Raw genomic sequence first — 24,446 nt, 5'->3', positions numbered from 1 at the left:
AGCGCCAGAACAGAAATTTCGCAACCAGGCTCTGCATCCCTGCATTGTCTTGGGTACCTTCCGCGGGCATGGCGTGTCGTTTGAGAGACAATCTCAGGGCCTGTCACATCAGCGCATTCGGAAAAGAACATGTTCTGTTTGCGAAGCTTTTTCGTCCTTAAAGGGCTTGTCGTTTTTATTGCATATGCGAATGTGCGGCCGGGTAGTATCGGGATGAATGCATGCGATATTCGGCATATCAGCTTCTAAAACAGGCGTTTTCGGGCAACCGCAATTGGCAACCGGTATGGCGGACGCCAGAGCCGAAATCGCATTATGACGTGATCATCGTCGGCGCCGGCGGGCATGGGCTGGCGACAGCCTATTATCTCGCCAAGGAATTCGGCATCACCAATGTCGCGGTGCTGGAGAAGAACTATATCGGCTCCGGCAATGTCGGCCGCAACACGACCATCATCCGCTCCAACTATCTGCTGCCGGGCAACGAACCTTTCTACGAGTTCTCGATGAAGCTCTGGGAAGGATTGGAGCAGGATTTCAACTATAATGCCATGGTTTCGCAGCGCGGTATTGTCAACCTGTTCCATTCCGATGGTCAGCGCGATGCCTATGCGCGGCGCGGCAATGCCATGCGCATGCACGGCGTCGATGCGGAATTGCTCAATCGCGAGCAGGTTCGCCGGATGATGCCGTACCTCAATTTCGATCATGCCCGCTTTCCGATCCTCGGCGGCCTGTTGCAGCGTCGTGGCGGTACGGCAAGGCACGATGCCGTCGCGTGGGGCTATGCGCGCGGCGCCGATAGTCGCGGCGTCGATCTTATCCAGCAATGTGAGGTAATCGGCATCCGCCGCGAAAACGGCGTCGTCACCGGCGTTGAGACTAATCGCGGTTTCATCGGCTGCAACAAGCTGGCGTTGGCGGCGGCCGGTCACACTTCGATCCTGGGCAATATGGCCGATCTCGAACTGCCGATCGAAACCCATGTGCTGCAGGCCTTCGTCTCCGAGGGGCTGAAGCCTATCATCGACAATGTGATTACCTACGGCGCGGGACACTTCTATATCTCGCAGTCGGACAAGGGCGGCTTGGTCTTCGGGGCCGATATCGACTACTACAGCTCCTATGCGCAACGCGGAAACCTCGCCACCGTCGAGCATACGATGGAAGAGGGCGTGTCGCTCATTCCCGGCCTGTCGCGGACGCGCGTCCTGCGCACCTGGGGCGGCGTCATGGATATGAGCATGGATGGCTCGCCGATCATCGACCGCACGCCGATCGACAATCTCTATCTGAATTGCGGCTGGAACTACGGCGGCTTCAAAGCGACGCCGGCCTCCGGCTTCTGCTTTGCGCATCTGATCGCCAAGGACGAAAGCCACGATGTCAGCCGTCTCCTGCGTCTTGACCGTTTCGAGCGCGGTTTCGCGATTGACGAAAGCGGCAAGGGTCCGCAGCCGAACCTGCATTGAGGGCACGATACCAATGGCAAGCTTGATCAACTGCCCGCATTGCGGCGTGCGACCGAAGGAAGAATTCTCCATTCGCGGCGCGTCGGTCACCCGTCCTGCTCCGTCGGCTCCGGATGAGGATTGGCATCGTTACGTCCATATCCGCGACAACGAGCGCGGCCGGATTCTGGAGTATTGGCACCACGCGGCCGGCTGCCGCCGCTGGCTGGTGGTCGATCGCAGCAATGTCACCCACGAGGTCTTTTCCGTCACCGATGCCGAAGACAAGGCGAAGGAGGCGGCACAATGACAGCCTATCGTCTTTCGACCGGCGGCCTCGTCAATCGCAGCCGCCCGCTTTCCTTCAAGTTCGACGGCAAGGATATGAAGGGCCTGGAGGGCGATACGCTCGCCGCCGCTCTGCTTGCGAACGACCAGCTGCTCGTTGGTCGCAGCTTCAAATACCATCGTCCGCGCGGCATTCTGACAGCGGGTTCGGCCGAGCCCAACGCGCTTGTCACCATCGGCAAGGATGGCCGCACCGAGCCGAATACGCGCGCCACCGTCGCCGAGCTCTATCAGGGCCTGAGCGCCGTCAGCCAGAACCGCTGGCCATCGCTGAAATACGATCTCGGCTCCGTCAATGGTCTGTTGTCGCCATTCCTTGGCGCCGGTTTCTACTACAAGACGTTCATGTGGCCTGCTGCCTTCTGGGAGAAGGTCTATGAGCCGGTAATCAGGCGTGCCGCCGGTCTCGGCAAGGCCGTCATGCAGGCTGATCCGGATCGCTATGAGAAGGCCTGGGCGCATTGCGATCTGCTTGTTGTCGGTTCCGGTCGGCCGGATTGATGGCGGCGTTGACTGCGGCGCGTGCCGGTCTGCGCGTCGTCCTCGCCGATGAGGGCTTCCGTCTCGGCGGTTCGTTATTGTCGGAAAAGATCTCGATCGACGGCGTGTCAGCCGATATCTTCGTGCAGGCGACGCTGGAGGAATTGCAGAGCTTTGAAAACGTCACGGTGATGCCGCGTACGACCGTGTTCGGCTGGTATGACGGCAATGTCTTCGGCGCGGTCGAGAAGGTGCAGAAGCATGTGGCGATGCCGTCGCCAGACCTGCCAGTTGAGCGTCTGTGGCGTATCGCCGCCAAGCGCGCAATTCTTGCTTCCGGCGCAGAGGAACGTCCGCTCGTTTTTGGCGGCAACGATCTGCCGGGCGTGATGATAGCCGGCGCCATGCGCAGCTATCTCAATCGCTACGGCGTCGTCGCCGGTCAAAAGGTGGCCGTTTTCACCAATGGCGGCTCGGGCTATCGCACCGCTCTCGATCTTGCGGCTGCGGGCGTCGAGGTTTCGGCGATCCTGGACACGCGGCCTGCGTCTTCCGATGCCGCGCCGCAGGATGTCCGCGTTGTGCACGGCGCGAGCGTTCACGCGACCAAGGGCAAATACCGCATCAGCGGCGTCCTTGCCGATCGCGGTGGCCTTGATGAATTAGTTACCTGCGATGCGCTTGCCATATCCGGTGGCTGGTCGCCGATCATTCATCTTGCTTGCCAGCGCGGCGCAAAGCCGGTCTGGTCGGACGAGAGCCAGGCATTCATGGCACCGACCGTCGGCGGCGAGCTGGAGATCGCCGGGGCGGCCGCGGGCATCGATAGCATCTCCGGCTGTCTCGCAGATGGGGCGGCAAAAGCAAAACGGGTCGTGGAAAGTCTCGGCAAAACCGTTCATGCCGCCGATGTGCCTGAGGTCGAAGGAGATTATGATCCGTCCTTCGCTGCGATCTGGCATGTGCCCGGCGCCAAGGACAAGGCGTTCGTGGACTATCAGAACGACGTCCACACCAAGGATCTGGGCCTTGCCCTGCGCGAAGGCTTCGGCCATGTCGAGCACGCCAAGCGCTATACGACCAGCGGCATGGCGACCGACCAGGGCAAGCTCGGCAATGTGAATGCCGCCGGCATTATCGCCGGCATGCGCGGCGTCAGCCCCGCAGCCGTCGGTACGACGACATTTCGGCCGTTCTACACGCCCGTTTCTTTCGGTGCACTTGCCGGCACGGCGCGCGACAAGCACGCGCAGCCGGTGCGGGAATCGCCGCTGCATGGCTGGGCGAAGAAGAATGGAGCGAGCTTCGTCGAGGCCGGTCTCTGGTATCGCTCGTCCTGGTTCGCGCGGCCGGGCGAGAAGGGCTGGCGCGACAGCGTCGATCGCGAGGTTCTGAACGTCCGTAACAATGTCGGCCTTTGTGACGTGTCGACGCTCGGCAAGATCGAGGTTTTCGGCAAGGACGCTGCCGAATTTCTCAATCGCCTCTATTCCAATGCCTTCCTGAAACTGCCGATCGGCAAGGCGCGCTACGGGCTGATGCTGCGCGAGGATGGCATCGTTTTCGATGACGGCACCACCAGCAAGCTGACGCCCGATCATTTCTTCCTCACCACCACGACGGCGATGGCCGGCGAGGTGATGACGCATATGGAATTCTGCGCTCAGACCCTCTGGCCGCAGCTCGACGTTCGCTTCGTCTCCTCCTCGGATCAATGGGCACAGATGGCGATTGCCGGCCCGAAGGCGCGGCTGGTGCTGGAACAGATTATCGAAGACGATATTTCCGATGCGTTCTTCCCGTTCCTCGCTGCCGCCGAAGTCATGCTGAAGGGTGGCCTCAAGGCGCGCCTGTTCCGCATATCCTTCTCGGGCGAGCTTGCCTATGAGCTGGCGGTTCCCGCCGGCTACGGCGAGGCCGTGGCGGATGCGATCATGGAGGCGGGCAGGGCACATGGTATCTGCGCCTATGGCGTCGAAGCCCTCAACGTGCTGCGCATCGAGAAGGGCCATGTCACCCATAACGAGCTGGATGGCCGCACGACGCCCGACGATGTCGGCCTTGGAAAAATGATGTCGGCTCAGAAGTCTGACTTTATCGGCAAACGGCTGTCCACACGTTTCGGCCTCACGGCCGCCGATCGTGGGCAGCTCGTCGGACTGAAGCCGCTGGATACGACGAAGGAAATCCATGCCGGTGCGCATCTGCTGAAGGAGGGCGCAAGATCGTCGACAGTGAACGATCAGGGCCATGTTTCCTCGGCCTGCTTCTCGCCCACCCTCGGCCATTCCATCGCGCTGGCTTTCCTGAAGTCGGGCCGGGAGCGGATCGGCGAACATGTGGTCGTGTGGGACGGATTGCGCGGCGAGGAAGTCGCGGCGGAGGTCTGCAGCCCCGTTTTCGTCGATCCAGACAACAAGAAGCTTCTCGGGTGAGGGATTGATGAGCGTGGCATATCAAAACAGGCATGTGCTGGAAGATCACATTTCCGGCTTCGAGGCTGCCGCCAATCCGAATCATCTCGCTGTCGTGCGCAAACCGGCCATCTTTTCGGTACTCGGGAAAGCCGGCGAGGAGGGATGGGTTCTGGCTGGCCTGAAGGCGATCGACGATGTTTCGGTTCGAAGCGTCGGGCCGCGGGAATGGCTTGTCGTGTCCGAGACGCTTGGCGCCGACAGCGTGGCGCGCGATCTCTTTCTGCTCGACGCTGCCCGTGTTTCCTTTTTCGAGCAGAGCGATGGTCGCGTGCTGCTTCGTATTTCCGGTCCCAGCGTTCGTCGTATTCTGGCGAAATGCGTGGCCGTCGACCTGCATCCTCAGGTCTTCGCCGAAGGGCAATCGGCGAGCATGCTCTGCTGCCATGTCAGCGCCAATGTCACCCGCACCGGTGCTGACAGCTTCGAAATCATAGTGCCGCGCTCCTATGCCGGCAGCGTGTTCGAGGAGATCATGGAGATGGGGCGCGAGTTTGCCCTGACTGCCGGTTTCGCCGACTGAAAGCCTTATGCTGCCGTACCTCCAATGATTGGCCGACCGGCTTGCGCCGCCAATAGGCGATGGCGCGATCCGAACAATTGCGATGGCGCAAACAGACATATCGGTTTCGCAGTTCGGGCTATTTGGTCACCCGGATAGTCTCTAGGTTCGGTCTCAAATGCGGTCGGTCGCGCGGGAAGACACTCGGCGGCTTCGTACCGAAAACAGGGGATTCCTAGATGAAAAGCCATGCCAAGGTCGTCGTCATCGGTGGCGGTGTCGTCGGATGTTCGGTGCTCTATCACCTGACGAAATTCGGCTGGAAAGATGTGGTGCTGCTGGAGCGCTCCGAACTGACATCCGGATCGACCTGGCACGCCGCCGGTGGCATGCATACGATCAACGGCGATCCGAACGTTGCCAAGCTGCAAAAATACACGGTCGAGCTCTATAAGGAGATCGAGGAGTATTCCGGCCAGGACATCGGCTTGCATTTGACCTCCGGCCTGATGCTGGCGGCAACGCCTCAGCGCTTCGACTGGCTGAAGTCGATCCTCGCCAAGGGCCGCTACAATGGTCTTGAAGCGACGCTGCTGACGCCGAAGGAAGCGCATGAGATGATGCCGCTTCTCGACCCTGATCAGTTCGTCGGCGCTCTCTACGACCCCGTCGAAGGCCATCTCGATCCCTACGGCACCACGCATGCCTATGCCCGCTCGGCGAAGAAGAACGGCGCCGATATCTATCTGCATACAAAGGTAGAGGAACTGGTGCAGCGCGAGGACGGTTCCTGGCGCGTCATCACCAATCAGGGCGAGATCATTGCCGAGCATGTCGTCAACGCCGCCGGCCTCTGGGCGCGTGAAGTCGGCCGCATGGTCGGGCTCGAGCTGCCTGTGCTTGCCATGGAGCACATGTATCTGATCACCGAGGACATGCCCGAGGTCATCGACTTTAACAAGACGACGGGCAAGGAGCTGATGCACTGCGTCGACTTCGATGGCGAGATCTACCTGCGCCAGGAGCGGCAAGGCATGCTGATGGGCACCTATGAAAAGGCATGTCGCCCCTGGTCGCCGGTGACGACGCCGTGGGATTTCGGCCATGAGCTGCTGGCCGAAGACATCGAGCGCATCACGCCCGAGCTGGAAGTCGGCTTCCGCCATTTCCCGGCCTTCAACAATGCCGGCATCAAGAAGATCATCAACGGGCCCTTCACCTTCTCGCCTGACGGTAACCCGCTCGTCGGCCCGGTGCGCGGCTTGAGGAATTATTGGTCGGCCTGCGCGGTCATGGCCGGGTTCAGCCAGGGCGGCGGCGTCGGATTGGCGCTCGCCAATTGGATGATCTACGGCGATCCGGGCTTCGACGTCTTCGCCATGGACGTCTCGCGCTATGGCGACTATGCGACCCTTGCCTATACCAATGCCAAGGTGCGCGAAAACTATGCGCGGCGCTTCTCGATCCGCTATCCGAACGAGGAATTGCCGGCCGCCCGTCCGCTGCTGACGACGCCGATCTACGACAAGCTCAAGGAGGCCGGCGGCGTTTTCGGCGCCTACTACGGTCTTGAGCAGGCGCTGTGGTTCGCTCCGAAAGGCGAAGAGGATCAATTCTCCTGGCGCCGCTCCAATGACTTCGATGTCGTCGGTGCCGAGGCGAAGGCAGTGCGTGACAGCTTGGGCTTGATGGAGACCTCGGGCTTTGCCAAATACTCGGTCAAGGGACCGGGCGCGGAAGCTTTCCTCGACAATCTGCTGACCTGCCGCATTCCCGCCATCGGCCGCATGACGCTGGCGCCGATGCTGAAGCATGATGGCAAGCTCATCGGCGATTTCACGCTGGCGAAGCTCGGCGAGGGTGATTTCCTGCTCATCGGCTCCGGCATCGCGGAAGCCTATCATATGCGCTGGTTCGAAAGCCTGCTGCCCAAGGATGGCTCGGTCGAGCTTCAGGCGCTGGGCCTTTCGCTTCTCGGCCTGTCGATCGCCGGTCCCAATGCCCGCAAGCTGATGCAGAAGCTGACACATCAGGATCTTTCGACCGAGGCTTTCCCCTTCATGTCCATCCGGCGCATAGATCTCGGCATGGCGTCGGCGATCGTCGGACGCGTCTCCTATACCGGCGACCTGGGATATGAAATCTGGATGAAGCCCGAACATCAGCGCTACATCTTCGACCTGCTGATGGAAGAGGGTGCGGAGTTCGGCATAAGGCTCTTCGGCCTCCGGGCGCTGAATGCGCTGCGGCTCGATAAATCCTATGGCAGCTGGTCTCGTGAGTACCGGCCGCTCTACGGGCCGCTGGAGGCCGGGCTTGGCCGATTCGTGGCGTTGTCCAAGCCTGCCGATTTCATCGGCAAGGCAGCGGCGGCCAAGGAGAAGGCGGAAGGCGGCGCGCTGCGGCTGCGCACCTTCATTCTGGCGGCGAAGGATGCCGATGTCATCGGCGATGAGCCGATCTATCACAACGGCGCGGTCTGCGGCTGGGTGACATCGGGCGGTTATGCCCATGCCTCCGGGCTTTCGGTTGCCGTCGGCTACGTGCCGAAGGAAATCGCCGATGAGGCACAGGGCTGGTCGATAGAACTGCTCGGCGAGATCCTGCCGGCAAGGCCGCAGGTCGACCCGCTGTTCGACGCAGATGGCGCGCGCATGCGCGCCTGAGTGCCGTTCGAGAGGAGCTGGCAGGCCCCGGAGAGGGCCTGCCACTGAGAAAAACTCTTCAGTGCAAAATCCTGCTCAATTATTTTGGCTATTTTTGAGCCAGTGGATGCCGTTTTTCTGTCATTTTTGGCCGGATTTAGGTCAGCGCACGGCGATTTGAAAAGAATTTGTCAATTTCTTGCCTTTTTGGCTTCACATTTCTTTCGAAAGCGGTATGGAATCTCGCCCACGGGCCCTCTTGAAGGAGACCCTAAAGTAATAAGAGATGTGGTCGATTGACGCCACATCCAGGGGAAATGACATATGGATTATTTTATCCAGCAGCTCCTAAACGGGCTGACTCTCGGGTCTATCTATGGCCTGATCGCCATTGGCTACACCATGGTTTACGGCATCGTCGGCATGATCAATTTTGCTCATGGTGATGTCTTCATGCTCGGCGGCTTCGCCGCTCTCATCACCTATCTGGTTCTCGTCTCGCTCTTCGCCGGCTTGCCGGTGGCGGTATTGCTTCTGGTGATGCTCATCGTCGCGATGCTGATGACGAGCCTCTGGAACTGGGTGATCGAACGCATTGCCTATCGGCCGCTGCGCGGATCATTCCGGCTGGCGCCGCTGATCACTGCAATCGGCATGTCGATCGTGCTGTCGAACTTCATTCAGGTCGCTCAGGGCCCGCGCAACAAGCCGATCCCGACGCTCGTGGGTGATGTCTACAACTTCGGCGCCGTCTCGCTGTCGCTGAAGCAGATCATCATCTTCATCATCACCGTCGTTCTGCTGGCCGCCTTCTGGTATCTGGTCAACAAGACGGCGCTTGGCCGCGCCCAGCGCGCGACCGAGCAGGATCGCAAGATGGCGGCGCTCCTCGGCATCAATGTCGACCGCACCATTTCCGTCACTTTCATCATGGGCGCCGCACTCGCTGCCGTCGCCGGCACGATGTATCTGATGTATTATGGCGTCGCCAACTTCACGGATGGCTTCACGCCGGGCGTGAAGGCGTTCACCGCAGCCGTTCTCGGCGGCATCGGTTCGCTGCCGGGCGCGGTCCTTGGCGGCTTGATGATCGGCTTCATCGAGTCGTTCTGGTCAGGCAATTTCCCCATCGCGTATAAGGACGTCGCGACTTTCGGCATCCTTGCTTTCGTTCTGATCTTCAAGCCAACCGGCATTCTCGGGCGGCCGGAAGTCGAAAAGGTATAACGCCATGGCAGATTCAAACGTCGTTGCAGGCAAGGCCGCTCCCGGTCTTGTCCAGAAGGGGATTACGGACGCCTTCTGGACCGCGCTTATCGCCTTTGGCATGTTCGTTCTCTATATCGGATTGAAGACCGATCAGAACATCGACAACAAGCTGATCATCGTTCAACGCTGGGGTCTTCTGGCCTCCATCGTCGCCATCGCAGCGGTCGGACGCTTCGCGATGACGGTCTTCCTCCAGCCCATTCTGGACGCGAGAAAGGCCGAGAAGGCGAAATCCGCGCCGGTTGTGGCCGAGCGGGGCTTTGTCGGCAAGAATTTCAACGTGATGGCACTGGTTTTCCTGCTCATCTATCCGATGCTGGCGCTGGCGCTTTTCGGCCCGCAGGGATCGCTGACATACGTTGACAACTTCGGTATCCAGATTCTCATCTATGTGATGCTTGCCTGGGGACTGAATATCGTCGTCGGTCTGGCGGGGCTGCTCGACCTCGGCTATGTCGCCTTCTATGCCGTCGGCGCCTATTCCTACGCGCTGCTGTCGTCGCATTTCGGTCTGTCGTTCTGGATCCTGCTGCCGCTGTCGGGTATTTTTGCCGGTGTTTGGGGCATGGTCCTCGGCTTCCCGGTGCTGCGTCTGCGCGGAGACTATCTGGCGATCGTGACGTTGGCCTTCGGTGAAATCATCCGTATCGTCCTGACAAACTGGACTGACGTGACGAAGGGCAGCTTCGGGATTTCCAACATCACCAAGGCATCGCTGTTCGGCATCTATACGTTCGATATGAAGGATCCGCACAATTTCGTCCGGAGCTTCGGCCTGCCGATCTCGTCGGCCTGGTACAAGATCTTCCTTTTCTACGTCATCCTGGCGCTCTGCATGCTGACGGCCTATGTGACGATCCGGCTGCGCCGCATGCCGATCGGACGCGCCTGGGAGGCGTTGCGTGAAGACGAGATCGCCTGCCGCTCGCTCGGCATCAATACGGTGACGACGAAGTTGACGGCTTTCGCCACTGGCGCGATGTTCGGCGGCTTTGCCGGCTCCTTCTTCGCAGCCCGTCAGGGCTTCGTATCACCGGAATCCTTCGTCTTCCTGGAGTCGGCGGTCATTCTTGCCATCGTCGTTCTCGGCGGCATGGGATCGCTGAAGGGCATCGCCATTGCCGCGATCGCCATGGTCGGCGGCACCGAATTGCTGCGCGACATGGATTTCCTGAAAACCGGTCTGGTCTTCGGCAATACGACGATCATCCCCGGCTTCGGGCCGGATTTCACGCCGGAACTCTATCGCATGCTGATCTTCGGGCTCGCCATGGTGGTCGTGATGATCATCAAGCCGCGCGGTTTCGTTGGCACGCGTGAGCCGACCGCCTTCCTCAAGGAGCGAAAAACCGTCTCCGGCAGCTTTACCAAGGAGGGCCACGGCTGATGAACGCTGTGACCACACCCCCCAGCGACACCTTGCTGAAGGTCGATCACCTGTCGATGCGGTTCGGCGGCCTGATGGCGATCAACGATCTCTCCTTTTCGGCGAAGCGTGGCGATATCACCGCGTTGATCGGACCGAATGGCGCAGGCAAGACGACCGTGTTCAACTGCATCACCGGCTTCTACAAGCCGACGATGGGCATGATCACGCTCAACCAGAACAGCGGCAAGGATTATCTCCTGGAGCGCCTTCCCGACTTCCGGATCACCCGCGAAGCCAAGGTTGCGCGTACCTTCCAGAACATCCGCCTGTTTTCGGGCCTCACCGTGCTCGAGAACCTGCTGGTCGCGCAGCACAACAAGCTGATGCGCGCGTCCGGCTATACGATCCTCGGGCTGCTCGGCATTGGTCGTTATCGCTCTGAGGCCAAGAATGCCATCGAACTGGCGCGCTTCTGGCTCGAAAAGGCCGACCTTATCGACCGGGCCGACGATCCGGCCGGCGATCTTTCCTATGGTGCCCAGCGCCGTCTGGAAATCGCCCGCGCCATGTGCACAGGCCCGGAGCTGCTCTGCCTGGACGAGCCGGCTGCCGGTCTCAACCCACGCGAATCTCTTGTTCTCAACGAGTTTCTGCGCAGCATCCGCAAGGATACCGGTACGTCGATCCTGCTGATCGAGCATGACATGTCGGTGGTCATGGAAATCTCCGACCATGTCATCGTGCTCGAATATGGGCAGAAGATCTCCGATGGTACGCCCGATGAGGTGAAGAACGATCCGAAGGTGATCGCGGCCTATCTGGGTGTCGAGGATGAAGAAGTGGAAGAGGTGATTGCCGAAGTCGAACACCTCCAAGAGGGTGAACATTGATGGCGGGCGAACCACTTCTGAAAGTCGCGGGTGTTGAGACCTATTACGGCAATATCCGCGCGCTTGCCGGTGTCGATATCGAAGTCAACAGCGGCGAGATCGTCAGCCTGATCGGTGCGAACGGTGCCGGCAAGTCGACGCTGATGATGACGATTTGCGGCACGCCGCAGGCGCGCAGCGGCACCGTCACATTCGACGGACGCGATATTACGCGCATGCCGACGCACGAGATTGCCCGGCTTCGCATCGCCCAGTCACCCGAAGGCCGTCGCATCTTTCCGCGCATGACCGTCTATGAAAACCTGCAGATGGGCGCGAGCCTCGACAAGCTCAAATATTTCAACGAGGACGTCGAGAAGATCTTCACGCTGTTCCCGCGCCTGAAGGAGCGCCAGTCGCAGCGCGGCGGCACGCTTTCGGGCGGCGAGCAACAGATGCTGTCGATCGGCCGTGCGCTGATGGCGCGTCCGAAGCTGCTGTTGCTGGATGAGCCGTCATTGGGTCTTGCGCCGCTGATCATCAAGGGCATCTTCGAGGCGATCAAGGTCTTGAACAAGACCCAGGGACTGACGGTGTTCCTGGTCGAGCAGAATGCCTTTGCGGCGCTGAAGCTTTCCGACCGCGCCTATGTGATGGTCAACGGCCGGGTGACGATGAGCGGCTCGGGCAGGGAATTGCTTGCCAATCCGGAAGTGCGCGCCGCCTATCTTGAAGGCGGGCATCATTGAGCCCCGTTCCGCGGAGAATTTGACATGCAGGGACTTCTCTTCGACAGCGATACCGGCGGCCGTCTGGTCATCCGCGCGATCATCGTCATCCTCGGATTCTGGACCGCTTGGCGAGCAGGGCGCGCCGTGGCATCCAATTGGGACTCCTATCCGCTGGTTGTCATCTATAGCTTCCTGATCGGCCTTGGTCTGCAATTCCTGCACCATGCGCTGTTCAACGGGCCGGTGTTCGACTTGACGATCTACATTATCGACGTCGTTCTTCTGCTCGTTTTCGCGACGGCGGCATATCGGTATCGACGTACCGATCAGATGGTGAATAATTATTACTGGCTCTATGAAAAGACCTCGGCCTTTTCGTGGAAGAAGAAGAATTGACAGTCTGCTTAAACTAGGCACAGTCTGCATTCAGAAGTGGCATCATCCTGTCTTATAAAAACAAAAAGCCTATGACATGATCATGCCTCCAAGCTTCGGAATACAAGCGTTACCGGCGTGATGATTGGTGGGTATCGCGCAGGGTAAATCAAAAGGAACCCGCTTAAAAATTGGGAGTAACAATATGAAGAAGTATCTTCTGTCGGCAGTGGCTTTGTCGGCGATGATCGCATTCGCTGGCGTTGCGAAGGCCGACATCATTATCGGCGTTGGTGGTCCCTTGACGGGCGCGAATGCTACATTTGGTGCCCAGCTTCAGAAGGGTGCCGAACAGGCTGCCGCCGATATCAACGCAGCCGGCGGCATCAACGGGGAAAAGATCAAGATCGAACTCGGCGACGACGTCTCTGACGCCAAGCAGGGCGTTTCCGTCGCCAACAAATTCGTCGCCGACGGCGTCAAGTTTGTTGTCGGTCACTTCAACTCGGGCGTTTCCATCCCGGCTTCGGAAGTCTACGCCGAAAACGGCATCCTGCAGGTTACCCCGGCTTCCACCAATCCGCAGTTTACCGAGCGCGGCCTCTGGAACACCTTCCGTACCTGCGGTCGTGACGACCAGCAGGGTGCAGTTGCCGGCAAGTACATCGCCGATAACTTCAAGGGCGCCAAGGTTGCCGTCGTTCACGACAAGACTCCTTATGGCCAGGGCCTTGCCGACGAAACCAAGAAGAACCTCAACGCCGCTGGCGTGACGGAAGTTCTCTATGAAGGCATCACCCCCGGCGACAAGGACTACTCGGCCCTCATCGCGAAGATGAAGCAGGCTGGCGTCGACTTCGTCTATTACGGCGGTCTGCATACCGAAGCCGGCCTGATCATGCGTCAGATGGCCGACCAGGGCGTCAAGGCACACTTCATGTCTGGCGACGGTATCGTCTCGAACGAACTTGCTTCGATCGCTGGCGACGCAGTCGACGGCACGCTGATGACCTTCTCTCCGGATCCGCGCAAGAACCCGGCTTCTGCCGATCTGGTCGCCAAGTTCCGTGCAGCCGGTTATGAGCCGGAAGGCTACACGCTGTATTCGTACTCTGCTCTGCAGGTCATTGCCGCTGCTGCCAAGGCTGCCGGCTCCAATGATCCGATGGCAGTTGCCGATGCGCTGAAGGCAAAGGGCCCGTTCAAGACCGCCATTGGCGATCTCGGCTTCGATGCAAAGGGCGACATCACCCGTCCGGACTATGTCATGTACAAGTGGTCCAAGGGTTCCGACGGCAAGTACAACTACGCCGAAATCAGCAAGTAATCGTCGCGTTGCCGATTTGTCGGCGACCATGTGATACAGGAAGCCCGGCCATTGGCCGGGCTTTTTCATATGTGCTGGCCGCGGATCGTCATTTCCTTCGCGGCAGACCTGCTTTAAATCTGCCCGGTATTCGGCAGGAGGATGAGCAGCATGAGCAGACCCCGTATTCTCGTAACCCGTCGCTGGCCCGATGCTGTCGAGGCGGCGCTTTCCGAGCGTTTCGATGTCACGCTGAACCAGGACGATGCCGCGCTTGATTTGGCAAAGCTACGCGAAGCGCTGCTGACCTACGATGCGGTCCTGCCGACTGTCTCCGACAAGCTTCCGGCATCGCTTTTCGATGGCGATACGATCAGGACGAAGATCCTCGGCAATTTCGGTGTCGGTTTCAACCACATCGACGTCGCCTCGGCCAAGGCGAAAGGCATCGTCGTCACCAACACGCCGGGCGTACTCACCGATTGCACCGCCGATATCGCCATGCTGCTCTTGCTGTCCGTCGCGCGGCGCGGCGGCGAAGGCGAGCGGGAGTTGCGCGCCGGCTCGTGGACCGGATGGCGGCCGACGCATCTGGTGGGCACCAAGGTCACCGGCAAGACCGTCGGCATCATCGGCTTTGGCCGCATCGGCAGGGCGTTCGCCCAGCGCTGCCACTTCGGCTTCGGCATGGATGTCGTCTTCTACAATCGCTCCGCCATTGATCCGATGGAAGCCGCGCGCTATGGCGCCATGCAGCTGCAGACCGTGGAGGAGGTGCTTGAGGTTTCCGATTTCGTCTCCCTGCATTGCCCCGGCGGCGCGGAAAACCGGCATCTAATGAATGCCGCCCGTCTTTCCAAAATGAAGCAGGGCGCCTTCCTGATCAACACGGCGCGCGGCGATGTCGTGGATGAGACGGCGCTGATATCGGCGCTGGAGCAGGGTACGATCCGCGGCGCCGGCCTTGACGTCTACGAGGCGGAGCCGCATGTGCCGGAGCGGCTGCGGGCGCTTGATAATGTCGTGCTTCTGCCGCATCTCGGCAGCGCGACGGAAGAGACGCGTACGGCCATGGGTATGAAGGTGGTGGACAATATTACCGCCTTCTTCGCGGGACGCGAGCCGCCGGACCGGGTGGTCTGAATTCGGTCGTCCTTCAGCGGCTTAGCAGCAAGTGGTTGACGGCTTAGACTTCATGCAACGCATGGGCCGCCTTGACCGCGGCGGATGCGCGGTTTTCGACGCCGAGCTTCACATAGATCTGCTCGAGATGCTTGTTCACCGTGCGGGCGGACAGGCCGAGGATTTCGCCGATATCGCGGTTGGACTTGCCCTTGGCGATCCATAGCAGCACCTCGGATTCGCGCTGCGTCAGCGAGAAATGCTGACGCAGGATTTCGTCGTCGGCACGTTGGTTGGTGGCCGTCAGGCGAAACAGGTATTCGTCGGCGCCGATGGCACCAAGGAAGGTAAATTGCAGGGCGGCCTGACTGCCATTGCTGATGGAGACGATATTGTCGCGCGCCGGACCCAGCCGCTCGCGCTCGAGCATGAAGGCCGCAATGTGCTTCGAGGCAAGATCGAGGCCATCGTCGCTGCCGGTAGCTGCGTTGATGAGGCGCGTTGCCTGCGGCGTCGACCAGTGGATCGCGCCATTGCCCTTGACCGCGAGAAGATGGCGGCCGGCGGCATCGAGCGCCACGCGTGCACTCTGGGCGGAGCGGGCATTGCGCAGGTGAACGCGGATACGGGCGCGCAGCTCGTCGATGTTGATCGGCTTGGTGAGGTAGTCGACGCCACCCGATTCCAGCGCATGCACGACATGCTCGGTCTCGGTCAGGCCCGTCATGAAGACGACGGGGATCTGGGCGATCCCGGCATTGGCCTTCAGCCGGCGGCAGGTCTCGAAACCATCCATCGACGGCATGACGGCATCGAGCAGGATGAGGTCCGGCGTGATGCGTTCGACAATATTCAGCGCCGCCGATCCCGAGGTGGCGATCAGTACTGAGAAGCCGGATTGTTCGAGCGCATCAGTCAGGAAGCCGAGCGCTTCCGGCGAATCGTCCACCAGCAAGACTATATCGCGGGGCAGGGTGGTCTCAGCCAATCTGGTCTACCTTTTCAGTGTCGAAGGCGTGCAGTGCATTCAGGAAGCCGCCGAGATCGAAGGCCTGGACATGAGCGCGCATAGCGTCGGTGAAGGGCTGATTTTCATCCAGCTTGGCGAGATCGGCAAGCTTGGCCTCTATGCCCCTGATATAGCCGATCTCTCCGAGCCGCATCAATTCGCGTACATGCTCTATCCCCGGGCTCTTCAGCGGTGGCGGCGGTTTCGGTGCTACCGGTGCGGAAGCGTCGGCATAGGTCCATTTCAGGCCGAGATGGAGTGCAAGCTTGTCGCGAAGCTGGCGGATGTCGATCGGCTTGGAGATGGCGTCGTTGTGGCTGTCGTCGCTGTCGGTCGCGGCGGCGGCATCGCCGATATTGGCCGACAGCATCAGGATCGGCGCCTTCTGGCCGCTTTCTCTCAGCCGCGACACGAGCTGCCAGCCGTTCATGCCAGGCATGGAGATATCGACCAGAAAGAGATCCGGCTTGATGCCCTCAATCAAGGTCAGGCAATCGGGGCCACCGGCAGCCGTCAGCACGATGAAATCGAGTGGCGACAGCACTTCGCGCATCAACTCGCGATGATCCTCATTGTCGTCGACGACGACGACGGTGCGGCGCGGCCCTTCGTAGCCGACGACGCGCTGCTCCTGCGGCGGCGGCTTCATCGGGCGAAGCACGGCCGGACAGCATCAGCGCACCTGAAGGTCGAGCCCTTGTCCTTTTCGCTCGCGACGGAGATTTCGCCGCCGAGCGTGTTGGTGAGCAGTCGCGTGATGGTCAGGCCGAGGCCGAGGCCGGGCATGGGTCTGATGCTATCGGCCTCGCCGCGCTGGAAGGGCTCGTAGATGCGGGTGAGATCCTTTTCGGCAATGCCGCGTCCGGTGTCCGAAACGGTGAAGGTCGCCACCTGATTGCGATAGCCGATCTCGAAGCGGACGCTGCCGGCATCGGTGAACTTGATGGCGTTGGACAGCAGGTTGACGAGGATCTGCCGCAGCCGTTTCTCGTCGGTGCGGACATAGTCTGGCAGGGCGGCGGCGCGTTCGTGGATGAAGGCCAGTCCCTTCGCCTGCGCCTGCGGATCGAACATGTCGACGATCTGGTCGAGGAAGTCGTGGATGTTGATTTCGTTGGAATAGACCTGCAGGCGGCCGGCCTCGATCTTCGATATATCCAGCAGCCCGTCGATCAGGCCGGACAGATGTTCGGCGCTGCGGCGAATGACCTTCAAAGAGGATTGGCGTGGCGCAGGAATGGTCTCGTCGCGCTCTAGGATCTGCGCGTAGCCGAGCACAGCATTGAGCGGCGTGCGCAATTCATGGCTGAGGCCGACGACATAGCGGCTCTTGGCGCGGTTTGCCGCTTCGGCCACTTCTTTGGCACTCTGCAAGGCGGCGTCCGTCTTCTTGTGCGCGGAGATTTCCTTCAAGAGAAGCGTGTTCTGGCGTGAGGATTCCTCTTCGGCGACGACGCGGCTGTCATGGGCTAGCACATAGAACCAGCAGACGACGCCGGCGATGACGGCAAAGACGGCAAAGACGATGAAGATGGTGCGGTTGACCACGGCTGCCGTTTCAGGCGACGCGGCACCGACCTGATGGGCGATCATTGCGAGGATGGCGCCGACGGCCGTCAACGAGATGGCGACGGCGATGCCATACCGACCGAGCCGCGTGGCGAGCTTTGCGACGATGGTCTCGGGCAGCAAGGCCTTGGCGACCGTGCCGACCTGCGTATTGAGCCGGGCCTTCGGCTTGCACATGTCGTGGCAGCGGCTGTCGAGCGAGCAACAGAGCGAGCAGATCGGCGCGGCATAGGCCGGGCACCACGCCATGTCCTCCGGCTCGAAGGGGTGTTCGCAGATCGAGCAGGTGATGGTGGTGAGGTTCTTCCAGCTCTGGCGCGGCTTGCGGGCAAGATAGTATTTGCCCTTGGTGGCCCAAGCGAGAGCAGGCGAGGCGATCAGCGCGACGATCAGGGTGATGTAGGGCGCAAGCGAGGCGGCAACCGCACCGAAGGCGCCGAAATGGGCGATCAGCGAGATTGTCGCCGATAGCGCCATGGCGCCGAGGCCGACAGGATTGATGTCGTACAGATGGGCGCGTTTGAATTCGATGCCGGGAGGTGCGAGCCCCAGCGGCTTGTTGATGAAGAGATCGGCTGAAATCGTGCAGAGCCAGGCCATGGCGATGATCGAGAAGATGCCGAGCGTCTCTTCCAGCAGCCGGTAGATGCCAAGCTCCATCAGCAGCAGAGCGATGGCGACGTTGAAGACGAGCCAGATGACGCGGCCGGGATGGCTGTGCGTCAGCCGCGAAAAGAAGTTCGACCAGGCAAGCGATCCGGCATAGGCATTCATGACGTTGATCTTCAGCTGCGAGATCATCACGAAGGCAGCCATCAGGAGCAGCGCTGCATTGTGCCAGGGGATCATGTAGCCGAAGGCGGTCAGATACATCTGGGCGGGATCGGCGGCGTGACCGGCCGGCACGCCGGAGGTCAGCGTCAGGACGACGAGGAAGGAGCCGGCGAGCAGCTTCGGCGCGCCGATGACGACCCAACCCGGTCCTGCCAGAAAGATCGCCAGGCGATGGCGCCATTTGCGATGGCCATCCGGCGGCAGGAAGCGCAGGAAATCGGCCTGTTCGCCGATCTGCGACATCAGCGCCAGGATGACGGCGGAAGCCGCGCCGAATTCGACGAGATCGAAGGGGGCGGCGCTGCCCGGCGCACTCGATGCGTGATGGATGCCGGCGAAGGCCCGCCAGAGATCGAATTTGCCCCAGTCGGAAAAGGCGATGAAGACGAAGGGCAGGATGTTGAGAACGATCCAGAAGGGCTGCGTCAACAGCTGAAACCGGCTGATGAGGCGCACGCCGTGGGTGACCAGCGGAATGACCATGACGGCGCTGATGATATAGCCGATCCAGACGGGTATGCCGAGCGTCAGCTCTAGCGCGCCCGACATGATCGATGCCTCGATCGCGAACAGCATGAAAGTGAAGCTGGCATAGATCAGCGAAGTAATGGTCGAGCCGATATAGCCGAAGCTCGCGCCGCGCGTCAGGAGATCGATATCGACGCCGTGGCGGATGGCATAACGGCTGATCGGCAGCCCGATCGCCAGCATGACGACACTGGCGACGATGATCGCATAGAAGGCATTGGTGGTGCCGTAGGAAAGCGTGATCGTGCCGCCGATCGCTTCCAGCGCCAGGAAGGAAATGGCGCCGATCGCGGTTTGCGAGATGCGTTGCGAGGAGAATTGCCGCGCGCTCTTGGCGGTAAAACGCAGGGCGTAGTCTTCCAGCGTCTGGTTCGCGACCCAGCGATTATACTCGCGTCTCACAGGAATGATGCGTTGCCGCGCGGCCATGCTTACCCTTCAACCGTCCTGCCATAGCCATTCCGGCAGTCCGGCAATGTCGTAACATGGATCGATACGGTGCTTAAGGGCATGAGGGTGCCCAAAGCTGCACATTTCGCCCCGGCGTCTACGTCATATTACGTATGTGGTTTCCCCAAGGGCTGCCGGATAGTCGCTGCAGGCAACGGTTAATCTTCGTTTACCGGCCGTTGCAGCAGATAAAAAGAGGGGAACTACGGATGAAATTCAAGACTCTCGTCTCCAGCGCGCTGCTTGGCGCCATCATGTCCACGACCGCATTCCACGGCGCGTTTGCTGCCGACGACACCATCAAGGTCGGCGTGCTTCATTCGCTTTCCGGCACCATGGCGATTTCGGAAACGACGCTCAAGGATGCCATGCTGATGCTCATCGACGAGCAGAACAAAAAGGGCGGCGTTCTCGGCAAGAAGCTCGAGCCTGTCGTCGTCGACCCCGCGTCCGACTGGCCGCTCTTTGCCGAAAAGGCCCGCGAGCTGATCCAGAAGGACAAGGTTTCGGCCGTATTCGGCTGCTGGACCTCGGTGTCGCGCAAGTCGGTTCTGCCTGTGTTCAAGGAACTGAACTCGATCCTGTTCTATCCGGTGCAGTTCGAAGGTGAAGAGTCCGAGCGCAACGTCTTCTACACGGGTGCTGCTCCGAACCAGCAGGCTATCCCCGCCGTTGACTATCTGATGAAGAACGAAGGCGTGCAGCGCTGGGTGCTCGAAGGCACCGACTATGTCTATCCGCGCACGACCAACAAGATCCTCGAAGCCTATCTGAAGTCGAAGGGTGTCAAGGACGAAGACATCATCATCAACTACACGCCATTCGGTTTCTCCGACTGGCAGACGGAAGTCTCCAAGATCAAGGCCTTCGGCGCCGCTGGCAAGAAGACGGCCGTCGTCTCCACCATCAACGGCGACGCCAACGTTCCCTTCTACAAGGAACTCGGTAACCAGGGCGTCAAGGCGGAAGACATTCCGGTCGTGGCTTTCTCGGTCGGCGAAGAAGAACTGGCCGGCGTCGACACCAAGCCGCTTGTGGGACATCTCGCCGCCTGGAACTACTTCCAGTCCGTCGACACACCAGCCAATGCCGCCTTCATCAAGGAATGGCACGCCTACACGAAGAACGACAAGCGCGTGACCAACGATCCGATGGAAGCCGCCTATATCGGCTTCAACATGTGGGTGAAAGCCGTCGAAAAAGCCGGGACGACCGATCCGGACAAGGTCATCGACGCACTCGTCGGCGTTTCCGTTCCGAACCTAACCGGCGGCTATGCCACCATGATGCCGAACCACTACATCACCAAGCCGGTCCTGATCGGCGAAGTGCAGGAGAACGGTCAGTTCGACGTCGTCTCGCAGACCCCTGCCGTGGTCGGCAAGGAATGGTCGGATTACCTGCCCGACAGCAAGGACCTGATCTCGGATTGGCGCATGCCGATGAACTGCGGCAACTTCAACGTCACCACCGGCAAGTGCGGCGGCAAGGGTTCCTGATATCAGCCGATTGAATGCAAGACCGCCGCGGGCAGGCTTTTCTGCCCGCGGCAGCTTGAGGGGACAAGCCCAATGTTCGACAAATTCACTTACCGCATAACCATGGCGCTCGTCGCCGGCTTCTGTCTCATGTTAGCGCTGACGACCACGGGCCTGCGCGCCCAGGAAGATGCTCACGGCCTCGTCAACTCGCTCGGCCAGGCCAATTTCCAGCAGGCCGCTGCGATCGTCCAGAGCCTTGCCAAGGCCGGCGACCCCAAGGTCGTGCCGGCACTGCAGGCCTTCGCCGATGGCGATCTTTATGTCCGCAAGTCCGACAACCAGGTCTTCATCGCCAAGTCCTCGGGCGATGCGATGGCCCTGGTTGACCCACTGACGGGGCAGGCGGCCGGGCAGGAAGCCCAGGACAATCTCGGCAAGATCAAGATCAACAACAGTTTGCGCCGCGCCGTTCGTACGGCTCTCGGCAGTTTGACGCTGATGAGCCCGGATCGCGGCGTCCGGCTCGAGGCAGCGCAATCGGTGCTGAAATCGCCGAGCGCGGATTCGCTGGAGGCCGTCGAGACGGTGCTGCAGAACGAGAAAGACGGAGAAATTCGCACTGTCCTCGAACGGGCTCGAGCTGTTGCCGTGCTCGGCTCCGACCGCCCCTTGGAAGACAAGAAGGCGGCGATCGAGACGATCAAGGTCGAGGGCGGTCGCGATGCCATCGGTATTCTCTCTTCTGTCTCCGTTGACGATAGTCTCAAGCCGGATGTCGCCGCCGCCATTGCCGGCATTCAGGACCAGTTGAAGTTCTGGGATGCGGTGCAGAATGTCTGGTACGGCCTGTCGCTTGGCTCGGTGCTGCTTCTAGCCGCCATCGGCCTTGCCATCACCTTCGGCGTCATGGGCATCATCAACATGGCGCATGGCGAGATGGTAATGCTCGGCGCCTATTCCACCTTCATGGTCCAGAGCGTCATCCGCAGTTCCTATCCCGAGCTTTTCGACTGGTCCTTGGCGATCGCCTTGCCTGTCGCCTTCATCGTCACCGGTGCGGTCGGCCTCGTCATCGAGCGCGGCGTCATTCGCTTTCTCTACGGTAGGCCGCTGGAGACGCTGCTTGCCACCTGGGGTATCTCGCTGATCCTGCAGCAGGCGGTGCGCTCGATCTTCGGGCCGACCAACCAGGAAGTCGGCAATCCCTCGTGGATGTCCGGCTCCTTCGATCTCGGCTACCTCTCCATCACCTGGAACCGCCTCTGGATCATCGTCTTCGCACTCGGCGTGTTCGTTACGCTGTTGTTGCTGCTGAAGCGCTCCGCCTTCGGCCTGCAGATGCGAGCGGTGACGCAGAACCGGCGCATGGCTTCCTCGATGGGCATCCGCACGCCCTGGGTCGATGCCTTCACCTTTGCGCTCGGATCGGGCATCGCCGGCATGGCTGGTGTCGCGCTCTCGCAGATCGACAACGTCTCGCCGAACCTCGGCCAGAGCTACATCATCGACAGCTTCATGGTCGTGGTCTTCGGTGGTGTCGGCAATCTCTGGGGCACGCTGGTCGGCGCCTTCTCGCTCGGCATTCTCAACAAGTTCCTTGAGCCCTATGCGGGGGCGGTGCTCGGCAAGATCCTAGTGCTCGTTCTCATCATCCTCTTCATTCAGAAACGTCCGCGCGGTCTCTTCGCGCTCAAGGGAAGGGCGGTGGAAGCATGATCACCGCCTTCATCTTGCGCTCGCTTGACCGCCGCATCAGCATCGCCATCGCGATATTGCTCGCCGCCGCCTTTCTCGTGCCGCTGTCGAACCTGACTCTGCCGGAAACCAGCGCGCTGCATGTGCCGACCTATCTGATGTCGCTGTTCGGCAAGTACCTGACCTATGCATTGCTCGCATTGGCGCTTGATCTGGTCTGGGGCTATTGTGGCATTCTCTCGCTCGGCCACGGCGCCTTTTTTGCGCTCGGCGGCTATGCGATGGGCATGTATCTGATGCGGCAGATCGGTTCGCGCGGCACCTACGGCAATCCGATATTGCCCGATTTCATGGTGTTCCTGAACTGGAAGGATTTGCCCTGGTTCTGGTACGGCTTCGATAATTTCTGGTTTGCGATGCTGATGGTGCTCGTCGCACCTGGCCTGCTTGCCTTTATCTTCGGCTGGTTCGCCTTCCGCTCACGTGTCAATGGTGTCTACCTGTCGATCATAACGCAGGCGATGACCTATGCGCTGCTGCTTGCCTTCTTCCGCAACGATATGGGCTTTGGCGGCAACAACGGCCTGACAGACTTCAAGGATATCCTCGGCTTCAACATCCAGGCCGATGGTACGCGCGCCGTGCTCTTTGCCATCACTGCGCTGATCCTGGCGCTGGCGCTGATGCTGTCCTCAGCCATCGTGCGGTCGAAATTCGGCAAGGTGCTTGTGGGAGTGCGCGACGCGGAAAGCCGCACGCGCTTCCTTGGCTATCGCGTCGAGCATGTGAAGCTGTTCGTCTTCGTGGTGTCGGCGATGATGGCGGGTATTGCCGGCGCGCTCTACGTGCCGCAGATCGGCATCATCAACCCCGGCGAATTCGCCCCGGCCAACTCGATCGAAGTGGTGATCTGGACGGCGGTCGGTGGCCGGGCAACGCTGATCGGCCCGATCATCGGCGCCATCCTCGTCAATGGCGGCAAGACTGTTTTCACCGGCTTGTTTCCCAGCTTCTGGCTGTTTGCGCTTGGCGGCCTGTTCGTCGCGGTGACGCTGTTCCTGCCCAAGGGCATCGTCGGAACGATCGGTCCTTATATAGCCAGGAAACCCAAGCCGGCCAGCCCGCAGCCCAAGGCCGCGGAAGATGAAGCCAGCAAGCCCGTACAAGCGGCGGAGTGAGACCATGATCCCGGATATCAAGCCCAACAGCATGCTCTATCTCAACAATGTCTCGGTCTCCTTCGACGGCTTCAAGGCCTTGAATTCACTGTCCATGGTCATCGAGCCGGGCGAGCTTCGCGCCATCATCGGCCCGAATGGAGCCGGCAAGACGACGATGATGGATATCATCACCGGCAAGACCCGGCCCGACGAGGGCGAGGTGTTCTTCAATGGCCAGATCGACCTCACCAAGAGGGATGAGGCCGATATCGCCCAGCTGGGCATCGGCCGGAAATTCCAGAAGCCGACCGTCTTCGAGAGCCATACCGTCTGGGATAATCTCGAGTTGGCGCTCAACCGCAATCGCGGCGTCTTCGCAACGCTGTTCTATCGGCTGACACCTGATGATCGTGACCGCATCGATGAAATCCTCGAAACGGTGCGCCTGTCGCATCGTCGCGACGAGCTGGCGGCCAATCTTTCCCACGGCCAGAAGCAGTGGCTGGAGATCGGCATGCTGCTAGCGCAGGAGCCAAAGCTGCTGCTGGTGGACGAACCCGTTGCCGGCATGACGGATGCGGAGACGGTGGAGACGGCTCTGTTGCTGAAGGAGATCGCCAAGACGCGTTCCGTTGTCGTGGTGGAACACGATATGGGCTTCATTCGCGACCTCGGCGTCAAGGTGACATGCCTGGCCGAAGGCTCGGTGCTGGCGGAGGGGTCGATCGATTTCGTCAGCAGCGATCCGAAGGTGATCGAGAATTATCTGGGGCGATGAG

15 protein-coding genes and 3 pseudogenes are annotated in these 24,446 nt (G+C 60.4%); 16 read left to right on the top strand and 2 right to left on the bottom strand.

The features are described from left to right. The first annotated feature begins 221 nt into the window (after positions 1-221). From BSK43_RS09535 to BSK43_RS09480, 12 genes and pseudogenes are all read left to right on the top strand, one after another. The gene (locus BSK43_RS09535; RefSeq protein WP_077469623.1) at positions 222-1,472 is read left to right on the top strand and encodes a sarcosine oxidase subunit beta family protein; all 1,251 of its coding nucleotides are present in this window, start codon (positions 222-224) and stop codon (positions 1,470-1,472) included. Positions 1,473-1,485: 13 nt separating this feature from the next. Then, positions 1,486-1,761 (top strand): sarcosine oxidase subunit delta, encoded by a 276-nt coding sequence (locus BSK43_RS09530; protein WP_077469624.1) that lies wholly within the window; start codon positions 1,486-1,488, stop codon positions 1,759-1,761. Continuing rightward, a pseudogene (locus tag BSK43_RS09525) lies at positions 1,758-4,714 on the top strand (sarcosine oxidase subunit alpha family protein). Before BSK43_RS09530 ends, BSK43_RS09525 begins: the two are co-directional and overlap by 4 nt. A 7-nt stretch (positions 4,715-4,721) precedes the next feature. After that, positions 4,722-5,276 (top strand): sarcosine oxidase subunit gamma family protein, encoded by a 555-nt coding sequence (locus tag BSK43_RS09520; protein ID WP_068401522.1) that lies wholly within the window; start codon positions 4,722-4,724, stop codon positions 5,274-5,276. A 218-nt stretch (positions 5,277-5,494) separates the two neighbouring features. Continuing rightward, positions 5,495-7,921, top strand: a complete 2,427-nt coding sequence (locus BSK43_RS09515; RefSeq protein ID WP_077469625.1) for an FAD-dependent oxidoreductase — start codon at positions 5,495-5,497, stop codon at positions 7,919-7,921. Between the two features lie 303 nt (positions 7,922-8,224). Next, on the top strand, positions 8,225-9,127 hold the full coding sequence (locus BSK43_RS09510; protein ID WP_068401518.1) for a branched-chain amino acid ABC transporter permease: 903 nt from the start codon (positions 8,225-8,227) through the stop codon (positions 9,125-9,127). Positions 9,128-9,131: 4 nt separating this feature from the next. Then, positions 9,132-10,556: a high-affinity branched-chain amino acid ABC transporter permease LivM gene (gene livM / locus BSK43_RS09505; RefSeq protein WP_077469626.1), complete on the top strand. Its 1,425-nt coding sequence runs from the start codon at positions 9,132-9,134 to the stop codon at positions 10,554-10,556. Continuing rightward, positions 10,556-11,428: an ABC transporter ATP-binding protein gene (locus BSK43_RS09500; protein ID WP_068401515.1), complete on the top strand. Its 873-nt coding sequence runs from the start codon at positions 10,556-10,558 to the stop codon at positions 11,426-11,428. The genes livM and BSK43_RS09500 overlap by 1 nt, the downstream gene beginning before the upstream one ends. After that, a complete protein-coding gene (locus BSK43_RS09495; RefSeq protein ID WP_068401508.1) occupies positions 11,428-12,156 on the top strand; it encodes an ABC transporter ATP-binding protein in 729 nt (242 codons plus the stop codon). The genes BSK43_RS09500 and BSK43_RS09495 overlap by 1 nt, the downstream gene beginning before the upstream one ends. A gap of 24 nt (positions 12,157-12,180) precedes the next feature. Beyond that, complete coding sequence (locus BSK43_RS09490; protein WP_068401507.1) at positions 12,181-12,534, top strand: DUF6867 family protein; 354 nt, start codon at positions 12,181-12,183, stop codon at positions 12,532-12,534. A gap of 184 nt (positions 12,535-12,718) precedes the next feature. Further along, entirely contained in the window at positions 12,719-13,840 is a 1,122-nt protein-coding gene (locus BSK43_RS09485; RefSeq protein WP_077469627.1) for a branched-chain amino acid ABC transporter substrate-binding protein, read from the top strand. A gap of 150 nt (positions 13,841-13,990) precedes the next feature. Then, positions 13,991-14,962: a D-glycerate dehydrogenase gene (locus tag BSK43_RS09480; RefSeq protein WP_077469628.1), complete on the top strand. Its 972-nt coding sequence runs from the start codon at positions 13,991-13,993 to the stop codon at positions 14,960-14,962. Positions 14,963-15,005: 43 nt separating this feature from the next. Here BSK43_RS09480 and BSK43_RS09475 read toward each other — a convergent pair whose 3' ends face one another. Further along, positions 15,006-15,929, bottom strand: a complete 924-nt coding sequence (locus BSK43_RS09475; RefSeq protein ID WP_077469629.1) for a response regulator — start codon at positions 15,927-15,929, stop codon at positions 15,006-15,008. Then, positions 15,922-19,310 (bottom strand): annotated as a pseudogene (locus BSK43_RS09470) (ATP-binding protein). Before BSK43_RS09470 ends, BSK43_RS09475 begins: the two are co-directional and overlap by 8 nt. Positions 19,311-19,540: 230 nt before the next feature. Between BSK43_RS09470 and urtA the strand changes: the two are divergent. The 4 genes and pseudogenes from urtA to urtD all read left to right on the top strand — a co-directional run bounded on the left by urtA (position 19,541) and on the right by urtD (position 24,445). Next, entirely contained in the window at positions 19,541-20,830 is a 1,290-nt protein-coding gene (gene urtA / locus BSK43_RS09465) for an urea ABC transporter substrate-binding protein (protein ID WP_077469631.1), read from the top strand. Positions 20,831-20,959: 129 nt separating this feature from the next. Next, positions 20,960-22,528: an urea ABC transporter permease subunit UrtB gene (gene urtB, locus BSK43_RS09460; RefSeq protein ID WP_246662544.1), complete on the top strand. Its 1,569-nt coding sequence runs from the start codon at positions 20,960-20,962 to the stop codon at positions 22,526-22,528. Continuing rightward, positions 22,525-23,592 (top strand): annotated as a pseudogene (urtC, locus tag BSK43_RS09455) (urea ABC transporter permease subunit UrtC); the annotation flags it as partial. The gene urtB and the pseudogene urtC, both read left to right, overlap by 4 nt. Before the next feature lie 97 nt (positions 23,593-23,689). Further along, positions 23,690-24,445 (top strand): urea ABC transporter ATP-binding protein UrtD, encoded by a 756-nt coding sequence (gene urtD / locus BSK43_RS09450; protein ID WP_077469634.1) that lies wholly within the window; start codon positions 23,690-23,692, stop codon positions 24,443-24,445. Position 24,446 lies beyond the last annotated feature (1 nt).

It is taken from the genome of Rhizobium sp. P44RR-XXIV (assembly GCF_001999485.2).
Classification (GTDB): domain Bacteria; phylum Pseudomonadota; class Alphaproteobacteria; order Rhizobiales; family Rhizobiaceae; genus Rhizobium.
Note: the sequence above shows the minus strand (reverse complement) of the source record. Positions and strands in the feature narration are given on the sequence as shown.